Origin of the sequence: Streptomyces sp. URMC 127 (assembly GCF_051386535.1) — a bacterium.
In the GTDB taxonomy this organism is placed as follows: Bacteria; Actinomycetota; Actinomycetes; order Streptomycetales; family Streptomycetaceae; genus Streptomyces.
The window spans coordinates 11,991-25,353 of sequence record NZ_JBPQTW010000025.1; the positions used below are offsets into that span (position 1 = coordinate 11,991).

The window sequence follows — 13,363 nt, forward strand, 5'->3', positions numbered from 1 at the left end:
GCAACCGTTGTCCCCGCGTTAGCGGGGGTGTTCCTTTGCTCGGCGATCACCTGGTGGATCGGCTGCTGTCATCCCCGCGCATGCGGGGATCATCGTGCTCACGGCGCCCCGGGCGGTATGAACGGCACTCCGCCCGGCACCCCGTCCTCGATCAGCCGCAGCAGCGCGTCCGTGTCCGCGTGTTCCTCTATCAGGTCGCCCAGCCGGTCCAGCTGTTCCTCCCGCAGCGCGGCGAACGACGTGTCCGGGGCCGGGACGAACGCCCTGCCCGCCGCCTCCGCGACGCGCCGCAGGAACGCCCGGCGGAAGCCGTCGCTCTCCAGGGAGCCGTGCCAGTGCGTGCCCCACACCGCGCCCACCCGGCAGCCGTCCAGGAACGGCTCGTCGCCGCCCAGGACGTCCGCGACGCCGTGGTGGATCTCGTAGCCCTCCACGGGCTCGCCCAGGGCCGTGCCGACCGGTCTCGCCAGCGTCTTCTCCGCCGCGAACCGCACCCGCACCGGCAGCAGGCCCAGCCCCTCGACCACGCCCGCCCGGGACTCCACCTCGTCCTCGATGCGCTCGCCCAGCACCTGGAAGCCGCCGCAGATGCCCAGCACGGGACGGCCCTCCGCCGCGCGCCGCGCCAGGGCGTCCGCCAGGCCGCGCTCGCGCAGCCACGCCAGCGCCCGCACCGTGCCGCGCGTGCCCGGCACGACCACCAGGTCGGCGTCGGCGAGCTCCTCCGGGCGGTCGACGAAGCGCACCACGACGCCCGGCTCGGCCGCCAGTGCGTCCACGTCCGTGAAGTTCGACATCAGCGGCACCGCGCACACCGCGACCCGCAGCACGTCCGCCCCGTGCGGCGGCGCCACCACCGACTCGCGGACCGCGCCCCGCAGGGAGACCCGCAGGCCGTCCTCCTCGTCGATGCCGAGGCCGTGCGCGAACGGCAGGACGCCGAACGTCCGCCGGCCCGTCAGGTCGCGGAGCATGTCCAGGCCCGGCTCCAGCAGCGTCACGTCGCCCCGGAACTTGTTGACGATGTAGCCCGCCACCAGCTCCTGGTCCTCCGGCGACAGCAGTGCTGTCGTGCCGAAGAAGGACGCGAAGACGCCGCCGCGGTCGATGTCGCCGACCACGACCACGGGCAGCCGGGCGGCCCGCGCGATGCCCATGTTGACGATGTCGCTGCGCCGCAGGTTGATCTCGGCCGGGCTGCCGGCACCCTCGCAGATGACCGCGTCGTGGGTGCGCCGCAGTTCGGCCAGGCACTCCGTCACCGTGCCGAACAGCTGCTCCTGGCGGCCCGCGTGGTAGCCGCGAGCGCTGAGCTCGCCGACGGGCTTGCCCATCAGCACCACCTGGCTGCTGCGGTCCCCGCCCGGCTTCAGCAGGACCGGGTTCATGAGCGCGCTCGGCTCGACCCGGGCCGCCGCGGCCTGCATCGCCTGCGCGCGGCCTATCTCCGCGCCCTCGCGCGTCACGTACGAGTTGAGCGACATGTTCTGCGCCTTGAACGGCGCGACCTTGACGCCCTTGCGGGCCAGCCAGCGGCAGATGCCGGCCGTCACCACGCTCTTGCCCGCGTCCGAGGTGGTGCCGGCCACCAGCAGGCCCCCGCCCAGCGGGCCCGCGGGCCCGCTCCTGTCAGCCGTCACCGGCTCCTCCTTGCCGTTCTTGCCGTCGTTGCCGTCCTTGTCGTCCTTGGCGTCGTCAACAGGCTGCCCACTGCGCGGGCCGCCACCGCCGTCCCCAGGGCCAGCAGCGACACCCGGCGCGAGAGGCGTACCGCGCGCTCGATGTCGTCCGTCCGTACGGGGCGGTTCTCCGCGCCCAGTACGGGCCGGTGTTCGACGCGGCCCGCGTAGGCGAGGGTGCCGCCCAGCCGCACGCCGAGCGCGCCCGCGAACGCGGCCTCCACGGGGCCCGCGTTGGGGCTGGGGTGGCGGGAGGCGTCGCGCCGGGCCACGCGCCAGGCGCCGCGCGGGTCGGGGCCCGCGAGGATCGCGAGGGCGGCCGTGAGGCGGGCTCCGGGCCAGCCGGCGATGTCGTCCAGGCGGGCCGAGGCCCAGCCGAAGCGGCGGTAGCGGGGGGACTTGTGACCCACCATCGCGTCGAGGGTGTTCACCGCCCGGAAGCCGATCAGGCCCGGCACGCCGCCGAGCGCGCCCCACACCAGGGCGCCGACCACGGCGTCGGAGGTGTTCTCGGCCACGGACTCCACGACGGCGCGGGCGATCTGCTGGGCGTCCAGCGCCTGCGGGTCGCGGCCGCACAGGTGCGGCAGGCGCTCGCGGGCGACCTCCACGTCACCGGCGGCGAGCGCGCCCCCGACGGCGCGGGCCTCGCGGCCCAGCGACGTGCCGCCGAGCACGGCCCAGGTGGCGGCGGCGGTCAGCGCGACGTCGGCGGTACGGGAACGGGAGGCGCGTACGGCGCGGGCCAGCAGCGCGGCACCAGCCGCCGCGCCCCCGGCGCACACCAGGGTGTGCAGGGCGCCGCGGCCGCGGTCGTCGCGCCACAGGCGGCGTTCCACGGCGAGCGCGGCGCGGCCGAACGCGGCGACGGGGTGGCCGCGGCGCGGGTCGCCCAGGACGCGGTCACCGAGGAAGCCGAGCGCGGCGCCGCACGCGAAACCGATCGGATCGGCGCGCATCGGCTCAGACCGCCGTCACGCCTCGGCGAAGGGAAGCAGCGGTGCGGGGCGTTCGGTGGCGGGCGCCGGGCATGACGATGTGTCCTCACTCAGGGTCCGCGCCCTGGCTCGACGTGACCGGCGACCAGAGTCTCCTGGCTCCCGGATCCGCGCCGCCCCCGGCCTTCCGGCTCGCCGCCGTGGCCATCGCGTGGGGGAGACGCTCCCCGGTGACAGTGGCGGGACCGCGCCGGATTCGCACCGGCTTCCTCTGCTGTCGCCGTTTGGCTCCGGAAGTCCACCATGCGCCGCGGGCGCCGTCAACTCACGCCTGACCTGCCCGGACCGGCACCGGGCAGATCCTTCCCGCCGCAGTGGCGGGCAACCGGCTCGTACGTTTCCGGCGGTGCCGAACCCACCGCCGGTAGGGCACCGCCGATTACGTCCGTGGTGGTCGTTCGCCGTTGCGGCGGGAGGCTGGTTGCCCGGCGGCAACCGGGGCGACGGGCGGAAGTCCGTTCCGCCGCAGCGGCGGGTAACCCGCTCGTACGTGTCCGGCGGTGCCGGACGGACCGCGGGTGCGGGGGGTTGGCGGTACGCCGTGACGGCCGCGGGCCGTTCCTTCCGCCGCCGCGGCGAGCAACCGGCTCGTAGGTTTCCGGCGGTGCCGGACTGGCCGCTGGTACGGCACCGCCGATTACGTCCGTGGTGGTCGTTCGCCGTTGCGGCGGGAGGTTGGTTGCCCGGCGGCAACCGGGGCGACGGGCGGAAGTCCGTTCCGCCGCCGCGGCGAGGAACCCGCTCGTACGTTTCCGGCGGTGCCGGACTGACCGCGGGTGCGGGGGAGGGGTCGGCGGTACGCCGTGACGGCCGCGGGCCGTTCCTTCCGCCGCAGCGGCGGGCAACCCCCTCGTACGTGTTCGGCGGTGCCAGGCTGGCGGCGGTTGCGCGTACGCGAACGGCCGGGTCCGTAGGGGACCCGGCCGTTCGGAGCGGTGAGCGTGGTTACGCCACGATCAAGTAGATGCCGTATCCCACGGCCGCCGCGCACAGCGCGAAGCACGCGTACGCCCCGGAGCGCGCCAGCGCCCCCGCGCCCGTGCCGGAGTCCGCCGACGCCCCCGCGCGGGGCGACGTGCCCACGATGCCCAGGGTGAAGATGCCCACCAGGCCGACCGTCACCACGAGGCTGACGCCGAAGACCTGGCCGAGAGCTGCCCAGTCGATGTGCATGCGTTTCTTCCTTCAGCTCGCCGCCGCGGCGGCAGGAGCCCGCCCGGCCTCGGGGGAGGGGGAGACCGCAACGGCCGGCGGCGGGGCGACGGCCTGCAGGGCCGCGGTGACGACACCCGCCGGCTCCGCGCCGGCGACACCGTCGCGCGAGTCCAGGTCGTCGTGGGTGACCGGCTTGCGGCGCGAGGCCAGCCAGATCGCGCCGGAGACGGCCAGGCCGAGGACGGCGACGGCGGCGACGCCCCAGTTGCCCTGGTCGGCGAGGAGGGCCGCGCCACCGGCGACCAGGCCGGCCGCGGGGAGGGTCAGGCCCCAGGCCATGACCATGCGCCCGGCGGTCGACCAGCGCACGACGCCGCCCTTGCGGCCGAGCCCGGCGCCCATGATCGAGCCGGAGCAGACCTGGGTGGTGGAGAGCGCGAAGCCGATGTGCGAGGAGGCGAGGATCACGGTCGCCGCGCCGGTCTGGGCGGCGAAGCCCTGCGCGGGCTTGATGTCCGTGAGGCCCTTGCCGAGGGTCTGGATGATGCGCCAGCCGCCCAGGTACGTGCCGAGGGCGATGGCCAGGCCGGCCGAGACGATGACCCACAGCGGCGGGTCGGCGTGCGGCGCGACGACGCCGCCGGCGACGAGCGCGAGGGTGATCACACCCATGGTCTTCTGGGCGTCGTTGGTGCCGTGGGCGAGGGAGACCAGGGCGGCCGAGGCGATCTGCCCGGCGCGGTAGCCCTTGGCGGTCTCGCGCTCGTCGCGCCCGCGGGCGAGCCGGTAGGTGAGCCGGGTCGCGCACCAGGCGGCGAGGCCGGCCACGATCGGCGCGGCGACGGCGGGGATGAGGACCTTCATGACGACCTTGTCGGCGTTGACCGCGTCGAAGCCGACGGAGACGACCGTCGCGCCGATGAGGCCGCCGAAGAGGGCGTGGGAGGAGCTGGAGGGCAGACCGGCGAGCCAGGTCAGCAGGTTCCAGACGATCGCACCGACCAGACCCGCAAAGATGATCTCCGGTCTGATGCCCGCGCTCTCGTCGATGATCCCGCCGGAGATCGTCTTGGCGACCTCCACGGACAGGAACGCGCCGACGAGGTTCAGCACCGCCGACATCGCCACCGCGACCTTCGGCTTGAGCGCGCCGGTGGAGATGGTGGTGGCCATGGCGTTGGCCGTGTCGTGGAAGCCGTTCGTAAAGTCGAACACCAAGGCCGTGACGATCACGATCCCGATGAGAAGCGTGATGTGTTCCATTCACCCAGGCAATCAGCTCGATGGTCAGTACAGCGGGGACCGTAAAGACCTTGGGTGAACGGAAGGTGAACTGATCCGGGCGGGGTAGTGGCGTGAACCGGAGGCGGCGAACGGATGCGGACGGATGCGGAGGGGTGGAGAACGATGAGGGAGACCGAGCAGATCCGCCGGACGTGGGCCGATGTCCTGGCCACGGCCCGCCGGACCACGGCCGAGGGCCTTGTCGTGGGCACGTCGGGGAACGTCTCGGCGCGGGCCGGAGATGTCGTCGTCGTCACACCGAGCGGCATCCCCTACGACCGGCTGACCGCGCGCGACGTGGTCGCCGTCGACCTGGAGGGCCGCCCGCTCCTCGGCGACCTCGCCCCCACCAGCGAGCTGCCCCTGCACCTGGCGGTCTACCGCGCCACGGACGCCGCCGCGATCGTGCACACGCACGCCGTCCACGCGACGGCGGTCTCCACGCTGGTCGACGAGCTGCCGCTGATCCACTACGTGGCCGGGGCGCTCGGCGGGCCGGTGCGCGTCGCCCCGTACGCCCTCTACGGCAGCGACGAGCTGGCCGCGCACGCCCTGGAGGCTCTCGCGGGCCGCACCGGCTGCCTGCTGCGCAACCACGGCACCCTCACCTACGGCGCGAGCCTCGACCAGGCCTACGACCGCACCGCCCAGCTGGAGTGGATGTGCCGGGTCTGGCTCACGGCCTCCTCCGTCCCCGGCCGGGCCCCGACGCTCCTGTCCCCTGACCAGGCGGCCCGGGCGACGGAGAAGCTCCGCGGCTACGGCGCGCGGGGCTGAGCCGGCGGCCGGCCGGGCGCGGTACGGCACCGCCGGCCTACCCCGTAGCGCCCTCTCGCCACGGCGGCGGGAAGGAATCCGCCCGCCGCCGTGGCGAGGCCCCCGCCGCGAGGGCCCCCGGAACGCCCGGCCGGCCCGGGGCCAGGGCGCCGGGCCGCCCCGCGCAGCGGCCCCGCCCACTGGCCGTCGTCGCCCGCGCCGCCCACACTGGAGGGCATGGGCATACGGACCACGGCAACCGTGGCCGCCGCCACGGCGATCAGCGCCGGCGCAGCCGCCCTCGCGGCCGGCCGGTACGCCTCCGACGCCGCCCTGCGCGCGTCCCCCGGCGGCCCTCCGCCCGACCAGCCGCGGCTCACCGTCCACTCCGCCGACGGCGACCGCATCACCCTCACCCGTCACCAGGCCTCGCTGCGCCCCGGCACGTACGGGCTGACCGGGCCCGGCCTGCACGCCGTCGTCGGCCCCGTCGTCCAGGACGCCGAGCACTCCTCGTCCGCCGTCGTCCGCCGCCTGGTGCGGGTCACGCGCGGCGCGCCGGAGCGGGGCGACCGGGTGTGGCTCACCCCGCAGCTCCACGCCGGGAACCCCCGCGACACCCTGGGCCTCGACCACGCCGACGTCACCGTCCCCGGCGAGCTCGGGCCGCTTCCGGCCTGGTTCCTGCCCGCCGCCCGGGACACCTGGGTGATCACCGTGCACGGCCTCGGGATGACCCGCGAGCAGCCCATGGTCGTCATGCCGTTCCTGCACCGCCTGCGGCTGCCGGTCCTCGCGCTCGCCTACCGGGGCGACCCCGGGGCGCCCCGGCCACCGGACGGAATCAGCCGTTTCGGGCTCGCCGAATGGCATGATCTCGCCGCTGCCGTCCGCTATGCCCTGGCCCACGGTGCCCGCCGCGTCGTCGTCCACGGCTGGTCCACCGGCGCGACCATGGCCCTGCTGGCCGTCACCGACCCGGAGCTGCGCCCCCACATCAGCGGCATCGTCATGGACTCGCCGGTGCTCGACTGGCCGGCCGCTCTGCACGCGATGGCCGCCGCCCGCGGTGTGCCCGCCCCCCTGCTTCCGCTCGCCGTGCACGCCGCCCGCGGCCGGACCGGAATCGCCCCCGACGCGCTCGACCGCCTCCGGAACCCGGCCCGGCTCGCCGTGCCGGCCCTCCTCGCCCACGGCCCCGACGACACCGTCGCCCCGTGGCGCACGTCACGCGAACTCGCGGCCGGCCGCCCCGATCTGATCGTCCTGCACACCGTCCGGCAGGCTCCGCACGCGGCGATGTGGAACGCCTCCCCTGAGCGTTACGAAGAGGCGCTGCGGAGGTTCCTCATCCCCTTCATGTGACGCTCCCAGGGCCTCCAAGCTGCCCTGATTCAGCGGCAGGAAGTGAATGGTGGACAGCTGGACAATTGATTCCGATTGGGTTTTCGGAGCGTCAGCGGCAAGACTGCTCCTGTGACGTCCCGTACTCCGCGCGACTCCCGGCTCAGACTTGTCCCCCGACAGCCGATCGCCGCTGCCCGCCGGGCGGGTGCCTCGGTTCGCCACGGCCCGGCAGGCCAGAGACTGCCTCACCGGCGCGGTCCGCGTGGCCCGCTGGGCGGCCGACGAGCGCGGCCGCGGCGCCACCCTGCTCCCCGGTACGACAGGCGGGCTCTCCGCGGAGACGGCCGAGCGGGCCGCCGCGGCCCTGGGCCTGACACCCCACCAGGTACGCGCCGACTGGGACCGCGCCCGCCTCGCCGGGCTCGTCGAGCTGCACGGCAGCACGGCCCGCCCCGGCTGGCGCATGCAGGCCTGGGACCGCGACGACGGCGCCGTGCTGCGCGGCTGGGTGGCCCTCTTCGACGCCTGGTCGCTCGCCCACCCCGCGCCCGCCGGCGCGGACGCGACGGTCGCCGCCGAGGTCGTCGAGGCGGCGCCCCAGCTGCTGTCCGTCATGCACCTGTCGGCCGGGCCCGTGCCCGTGGCGATGCTCCTCGACCTGCTGCAGCAGCGCGTCGCCGAGATCCGCGCCGAGCGCTGCGAGGTCCCCTACGGTGGCCGGCCCGTCCCCCCGGCCCGGTCCCTCTCCACGGACGACGACCCGCTGGAGGAGCTCCTCGGCTGGGCGCTCGAAGGGCTCGCCTCCGTCGGGGCCGTGGTCATGCGCGGCGGCCCCGGGTCGCTGACCGAGGCCGAAGCCGTGCTGACCCCGCTGGGCAACTGGGCGGTGTGGGTCAAGCTGGAGCAGATCTGCGTCGCCGCGCAGAGCCCCGCGGGCAACATCGAGCTGTCCGCCGAGGCCATGCTGCGCGGCTGCGCCGACCTCACGCCGGGCCCGGCCCGTGCCGAGTACCGCGCGTGGCTCGCCGCCCGCCCGGCCGGCAGCGCCCTGTCCGAGCTGCTGGACGCGGCCCGCGGCGACGACGCCCTGGTCCGCGGCCTGGCCTTCGAGGCGCTGCGGGCGGTCGGCGCGGCCGCGGAGCCCGCCGTCCGGGCCGTGGTGGAGGAGCCGTGTCTGCGGCCGTACGCCCTGCTGTGGCTCGCCGAGCACGAGGGGCGGGACCCGGAGCAGGCGGCCGAGGTGCTCACCCGCGAGGAGGCCACCTGGCTGTGGGTGGACACGGCCGCCGCCGTCGCCGACCACGGCGAGAGCCGGCTGCTCGTGCGGCACCTGGACTCGGCGGTCCAGGGCACGGTGCCGGGGCTGCTGGAGGAGGTGCGGGCGGTGGGGCATCCGCGCACGGTGCAGGTGCTGGTCGCCCTGGCGGCGGCGCATCCGGACCCGGCCTTGGCCAAGGCTGTCCGGAAGGCGGCGTTCCAGGTGCACACGGGCGGCGTGTGAGGGGCGTGCTCCGCTGATACGAAGCGAGTGATTACGGGGTGAGCCCGGCCCGCCCGGCCGGGCTCAGCCCGCCGGGACGTACGTCCCGAAGCTCCACACGTTCCCCTCCAGGTCCCGCGCCATGTAGTCCCGCGAGCCGTACTCCTGGTCCGTCGGCGGCAGCAGGATCTCCACCCCGCCCTTCTCGGCCCGCCGGAAGTGCGCGTCCGTGTCCTCGACCACGACGTAGACGCCCACCGGCCCGCTCTCCCGCATGGCTTCGGCGAACACTCCGACCCGTCCCTTCGAACCGATCATCACCCTGCCGTTGCCGTAGGCCAGTTCGGCGTGCAGGACCGTGCCGTCCTCGCTCTCGTACAGGGCCGCCTGGGTGAAGCCGAACGCCTTGGTGAGCTGTTTGATCGCCGCCTTCGCGTCGCGGTAGAGCAGCGTGGGGTAGATGCTCGGCGTGTGCGTGCCTGTCATGTGAGGTCACTCCTTCGCGGTTGACGCCCGCTCAGCGGAAGGTGTCGCAGCGGGCCATGTCCCCGGTGGCGTACCCCGTGTTGAACCACTGCTGCCGCTGCTCGGCCGACCCGTGCGTCCAGCTCTCCGGCGTCACCCGGCCCTGGAACCGCTCCTGGATGCGGTCGTCGCCGACGGCCGCGGCCGCGGACAGTCCGTCGTCGATGTCCTCCCGCGTCAGCTTGCTGATCAGGGGGCGCCCGGTGGACTTCTCGGGGGTGGTCGTGGCGTGCCGGGCCCAGACCCCGGCGTAGCAGTCCGCCTGCAGCTCGACCCTGACGGAGTTGCTCCCGGCGCCCGTGCGCCGGTCCTGGGCGCGGCCCAGCGTGCCCGTCAGGTTCTGGATGTGGTGCCCGTACTCGTGCGCGACGACGTACGCCTCCGCGAACGGGCCGCCGCTCGCCCCGAACTTGGTCCGCAGCTCCTTGAAGAACCCCAGGTCGAGGTAGACCTTGCGGTCGCCCGGGCAGTAGAAGGGCCCGACGGCCGAGGAGGCGGCCCCGCAGGCCGTGCGGACCTGGCCGGTGAAGAAGACGGTCGACGCCGGGGTGTACGTGGTGCCGGAGCGGCGCGGGAGCTCCTGGCCCCAGAACGACTGTGCGCTGTTGACCACGGCGACGATCCGGCAGTCCTCGCGGGTGTTGGCGTCGCGGCCCGTGCGGCAGTGCTGGGCCACCTGGGCGTCGCTGCTCGCGGTGCCGCCGGGCGCGGGCTCCGAGGTGAGCCCGAGCTCCTGCGGCCCGATGCCGAAGAACAGCCCGAGGACCAGGGCGATCAGGCCCACGATGCCGCCGCCGATCGCCACCCCGCCGCCCGGGATCCGGCTGCCGCGCTCGTCCTGGACCTGGGAGGTGTCCAGCCCCGCGTCGTCGTCGAACTGCATGCGCCCACCGCCTTCCCACCCCTGAGTATCGGTGAATCGCCCCATATGTCGCTATTACTCGGGCGCCCGGTCCGGCGTGTCGGCCGCCGTGTCCCGTGGCGCCCGGATATCCAGGACGAACGGTACGGAAGGAGCGCCCCCATGGCGACGGCGGACACGGTGCACGGCGGTCACCGCACTCCCTCCCCGGCCACCCTCGCGCTCCTCCTCGCCGCCCTCCTCCTGCTCCTGCCGCCGGCCTTCGCGGCCGCCCGCCACGGCCGGCACGCCCCCTTCGGCGACCGGCTCACCCTGCACCCCGCCGGGCGCCACGCCCGCTCCGCCGCGGCCGCCCGCCCGCCGCGGCTGCGCCTCGCGCCGGGCGGCCTGGAGGCGTACGACCCGGACACCGGCGCCCGCCGCTGGACGTACGCCCGCGAAGGCCACCGGCCGCTCCAGGCCCGCCCCGCCCGCGGCGAGGCCGTCGCCTTCTGGGACGACGGCCTCGTCACCGGCACCGTCCTGCGCGACGGCGCCCTCTCCGTCTGGCACCGCGGCGTCCCGGGCGCCATCCGCCGGCCCGCGCGCAGCGCCCTCCACCTGCTCGGCCCGCAGCCGGGCGCGGTGGCCGTCGTCACCCCGCGGCTGGTCACCGCGTACGGGGCGGGCGACGGCGGCCTCCGGTGGCACCGCGAGGCCGGCCCCGGCTGCGCCTTCGACCCCTCCCGCACCGCCCGCCGCGACGACTTCCTCCTGATCGCCCGCCACTGCGCCCCCGGAACGCCGTGGACATCCCACCTGGCAGCGGTCTCGGCGACGGGCCCGTTCGCCTAGCGACGGGGCGGTCCGGCCGCCGGAGAAACACGTCCGCGCCCAGGCACTTCGCCTCGCCGCAACGCCGGGCTCGCCCGCGGGGCGGTTCCTGCGGGGCGGGGCGCGTACGGCACCGCCGGAGTCCGCCGTCGTGGCCGGTTGCCGCCGCGGCGGAGGAGGGCCTCCGCGCCCAGGCAGTTCGTCCCGCCGCAACGGCGATCAGCCACCGCGGCGGTCTCCGGCGGTGCCGAGCCGGGCTTGCCCACCGGCGGGACTCGGCCGCGGCCCCGGGCCGGCCCCCGCTACGGCACCGCCGGAGTCCGCCGTCGTGGTCGGCCACCACCGCGGCGGAGGAGGGCGTCCGCGCCCGGGCAGTTCGTCCCGCCGCAACGGCGATCAGCCACCGCGGCCGTCCCCCGGCGGTGCCGGACCGGGCTTGCCCACCGGCGGGACTCGGCCTCGGCCCCGGTACGGCACCGCCGGAATCCGCCGGTCACCGACGCTGCGGAGGCATGGGCGCCCGGCGCCCGTCGGTCGCCCGGTGCCCGGACCCCGAAGCAGGTTGCGGTTCCCCGTTAGACTGATGGGCATGGCATTCCTCCTCGTGCATTAGACGGCGCCGGCCGCCGCCCGCGCCCGCAGAGGCGCCCCGCGCGCGGCCGAGTTCGCTCCCGTCCCCACCGCCGTCCACCACGCCCTGGAGTAATCCCCGTGATCACCGCTTCCGGCATCGAGCTGCGCGCCGGCGCCCGCATCCTCATCGAGAACGCCTCCTTCCGCATCGCCAAGGGCGACCGCATCGGCCTCGTCGGCCGCAACGGCGCGGGCAAGACGACCCTCACCAAGTGCCTCGCCGGCGAGGGCATGCCCGCGGGCGGCACGATCTCCCGCTCCGGCGAGGTCGGCTACCTCCCGCAGGACCCCCGCACCGGCGACCTCGACGTGCTCGCCCGCGACCGCATCCTCTCCGCCCGCGGCCTGGACACCGTCCTGCGCAAGATGCGCGAGAACGAGGACCGCATGGCCAACGGCAAGGGCGCCACCCGCGACAACGCGATGAAGAAGTACGCCCGCCTGGAGACCGAGTTCCTCACCAAGGGCGGCTACGCGGCCGAGGCGGAGGCCGCCACCATCGCGGCCGCCCTCGGCCTGCCCGACCGCATCCTCGGCCAGCCCCTGCACACCCTCTCCGGCGGTCAGCGCCGCCGCGTCGAGCTGGCCCGGATCCTCTTCTCCGACGCCGACGTCCTGCTCCTGGACGAGCCGACCAACCACCTCGACGCCGACTCCATCGCCTGGCTGCGCGACTACCTCAAGACGTACCGCGGCGGCTTCATCGTGATCTCCCACGACGTCGACCTCGTGGAGACCGTCGTCAACAAGGTCTTCTACCTCGACGCCAACCGCTCGGCCATCGACGTCTACAACATGGGCTGGAAGCTGTACCAGCAGCAGCGCGAGGCCGACGAGAAGCGCCGCAAGCGCGAGCGCCAGAACGCCGAGAAGAAGGCCGCGGCCCTCAATGCCCAGGCCGACAAGATGCGCGCCAAGGCCACCAAGACCGTCGCCGCGCAGAACATGGCCCGGCGCGCCGAGCGGCTGCTCTCCGGCCTGGAGGCCGACCGCGCCTCCGACAAGGTCGCCAAGCTCCGCTTCCCCGACCCCGCGCCCTGCGGCAAGACCCCGCTGATGGCCTCGGGCCTGTCGAAGTCCTACGGCTCCCTGGAGATCTTCACCGACGTCGACCTGGCCATCGACAAGGGCTCCCGCGTCGTCATCCTCGGCCTCAACGGCGCCGGCAAGACCACGCTGCTGCGCCTGCTCGCGGGCGCGGAGAAGCCCGACACCGGCGAGGTCACTCCCGGTCACGGCCTCAAGCTCGGCTACTACGCCCAGGAGCACGAGACCCTCGACCCGGACCGCACGGTGCTGGAGAACATGCGTTCGGCCGCGCCGGACCTCGACCTCGTCCAGGTCCGCAAGGTGCTCGGTTCGTTCCTCTTCTCCGGCGACGACGTCGACAAGCCGGCCGGCGTGCTCTCCGGCGGTGAGAAGACCCGGCTGGCCCTGGCCACGCTGGTCGTCTCCTCCGCCAACGTGCTGCTCCTGGACGAGCCCACCAACAACCTCGACCCCGCGAGCCGCGAGGAGATCCTCGGCGCGCTGCGCACCTTCACGGGCGCGGTCGTGCTCGTGACCCACGACGAGGGCGCCGTCGACGCGCTGGAGCCCGAGCGGATCATCCTGCTCCCGGACGGCGTCGAGGACCTCTGGGGCCCGGACTACGCGGACCTGGTCGCGCTCGCCTGACCCGGGAGGCCGCGCTCGCCCGACCCGGGCCGTCGCGCTCGCCCGGCCCGGGCCGCCGTGTGACCGGACCTGGTCCGGATCCGCGACGACCGTCGCCCCCGCGCCCCGAGCTCTGCCCTGCGCCCGGGGGCTTCGTAGCGCTCCGTGACGAGCG

General features: G+C 75.1%; 11 protein-coding genes and 1 riboswitch. Of the genes, 5 read left to right on the forward strand and 6 right to left on the reverse strand.

Annotated features, from left to right (window positions below; genetic code table 11):
- Positions 1 to 98: 98 nt before the first annotated feature.
- From ACSNOH_RS08825 to ACSNOH_RS08840, 4 genes are all read right to left on the reverse strand, one after another.
- Positions 99 to 1,607 carry a cobyric acid synthase gene (locus ACSNOH_RS08825; RefSeq protein WP_436720708.1) on the reverse strand — a complete coding sequence of 503 codons (1,509 nt, stop codon included), beginning with the start codon at positions 1,605 to 1,607 and terminating at the stop codon, positions 99 to 101.
- Positions 1,608 to 1,636: 29 nt separating this feature from the next.
- A complete protein-coding gene (locus tag ACSNOH_RS08830; RefSeq protein WP_436720669.1) occupies positions 1,637 to 2,638 on the reverse strand; it encodes a cobalamin biosynthesis protein in 1,002 nt (333 codons plus the stop codon).
- Between the two features lie 128 nt (positions 2,639 to 2,766).
- A riboswitch (cobalamin riboswitch) is annotated at positions 2,767 to 2,888 on the reverse strand.
- Between the two features lie 734 nt (positions 2,889 to 3,622).
- Complete coding sequence (locus ACSNOH_RS08835; protein ID WP_436720670.1) at positions 3,623 to 3,850, reverse strand: hypothetical protein; 228 nt, start codon at positions 3,848 to 3,850, stop codon at positions 3,623 to 3,625.
- 12 nt (positions 3,851 to 3,862) lie between these two features.
- Positions 3,863 to 5,095, reverse strand: a complete 1,233-nt coding sequence (locus ACSNOH_RS08840; protein ID WP_436720671.1) for an anion permease — start codon at positions 5,093 to 5,095, stop codon at positions 3,863 to 3,865.
- A gap of 144 nt (positions 5,096 to 5,239) precedes the next feature.
- Here ACSNOH_RS08840 and ACSNOH_RS08845 point away from each other — a divergent pair, with 144 nt between their 5' ends.
- The 3 genes from ACSNOH_RS08845 to ACSNOH_RS08855 all read left to right on the forward strand — a co-directional run bounded on the left by ACSNOH_RS08845 (position 5,240) and on the right by ACSNOH_RS08855 (position 8,720).
- A complete protein-coding gene (locus tag ACSNOH_RS08845) occupies positions 5,240 to 5,893 on the forward strand; it encodes a class II aldolase/adducin family protein (RefSeq protein WP_436720672.1) in 654 nt (217 codons plus the stop codon).
- A 216-nt stretch (positions 5,894 to 6,109) separates the two neighbouring features.
- Positions 6,110 to 7,237: an alpha/beta hydrolase gene (locus ACSNOH_RS08850; RefSeq protein WP_436720673.1), complete on the forward strand. Its 1,128-nt coding sequence runs from the start codon at positions 6,110 to 6,112 to the stop codon at positions 7,235 to 7,237.
- Between the two features lie 148 nt (positions 7,238 to 7,385).
- Positions 7,386 to 8,720 (forward strand): hypothetical protein, encoded by a 1,335-nt coding sequence (locus tag ACSNOH_RS08855; protein WP_436720674.1) that lies wholly within the window; start codon positions 7,386 to 7,388, stop codon positions 8,718 to 8,720.
- A 63-nt stretch (positions 8,721 to 8,783) separates the two neighbouring features.
- On the opposite strand, the gene ACSNOH_RS08860 is transcribed toward ACSNOH_RS08855, so the two are convergent.
- Positions 8,784 to 9,185: a VOC family protein gene (locus ACSNOH_RS08860; RefSeq protein ID WP_436720675.1), complete on the reverse strand. Its 402-nt coding sequence runs from the start codon at positions 9,183 to 9,185 to the stop codon at positions 8,784 to 8,786.
- Positions 9,186 to 9,216: 31 nt separating this feature from the next.
- Complete coding sequence (gene ypfJ, locus ACSNOH_RS08865) at positions 9,217 to 10,107, reverse strand: KPN_02809 family neutral zinc metallopeptidase (RefSeq protein WP_436720676.1); 891 nt, start codon at positions 10,105 to 10,107, stop codon at positions 9,217 to 9,219.
- Positions 10,108 to 10,248: 141 nt separating this feature from the next.
- Here ypfJ and ACSNOH_RS08870 point away from each other — a divergent pair, with 141 nt between their 5' ends.
- On the forward strand, positions 10,249 to 10,920 hold the full coding sequence (locus ACSNOH_RS08870; protein ID WP_436720677.1) for a hypothetical protein: 672 nt from the start codon (positions 10,249 to 10,251) through the stop codon (positions 10,918 to 10,920).
- A 690-nt stretch (positions 10,921 to 11,610) separates the two neighbouring features.
- Complete coding sequence (locus ACSNOH_RS08875) at positions 11,611 to 13,209, forward strand: ABC-F family ATP-binding cassette domain-containing protein (protein ID WP_436720678.1); 1,599 nt, start codon at positions 11,611 to 11,613, stop codon at positions 13,207 to 13,209.
- The last annotated feature ends 154 nt before the right edge of the window (positions 13,210 to 13,363 follow it).

Bases quoted from the DNA above. Each gene is read 5' to 3' on its own strand.
- ACSNOH_RS08830 (WP_436720669.1), bottom strand. From the start codon at position 2,638: ATGCGCGCCGATCCGATCGGTTTCGCGTGCGGCGCCGCGCTCGGCTTC.
- ACSNOH_RS08835 (WP_436720670.1), bottom strand. From the start codon at position 3,850: ATGCACATCGACTGGGCAGCTCTCGGCCAGGTCTTCGGCGTCAGCCTC.
- ACSNOH_RS08840 (WP_436720671.1), bottom strand. From the start codon at position 5,095: ATGGAACACATCACGCTTCTCATCGGGATCGTGATCGTCACGGCCTTG.
- ACSNOH_RS08845 (WP_436720672.1), top strand. From the start codon at position 5,240: ATGAGGGAGACCGAGCAGATCCGCCGGACGTGGGCCGATGTCCTGGCC.
- ACSNOH_RS08850 (WP_436720673.1), top strand. From the start codon at position 6,110: ATGGGCATACGGACCACGGCAACCGTGGCCGCCGCCACGGCGATCAGC.
- ACSNOH_RS08860 (WP_436720675.1), bottom strand. From the start codon at position 9,185: ATGACAGGCACGCACACGCCGAGCATCTACCCCACGCTGCTCTACCGC.
- ypfJ (WP_436720676.1), bottom strand. From the start codon at position 10,107: ATGCAGTTCGACGACGACGCGGGGCTGGACACCTCCCAGGTCCAGGAC.
- ACSNOH_RS08870 (WP_436720677.1), top strand. From the start codon at position 10,249: ATGGCGACGGCGGACACGGTGCACGGCGGTCACCGCACTCCCTCCCCG.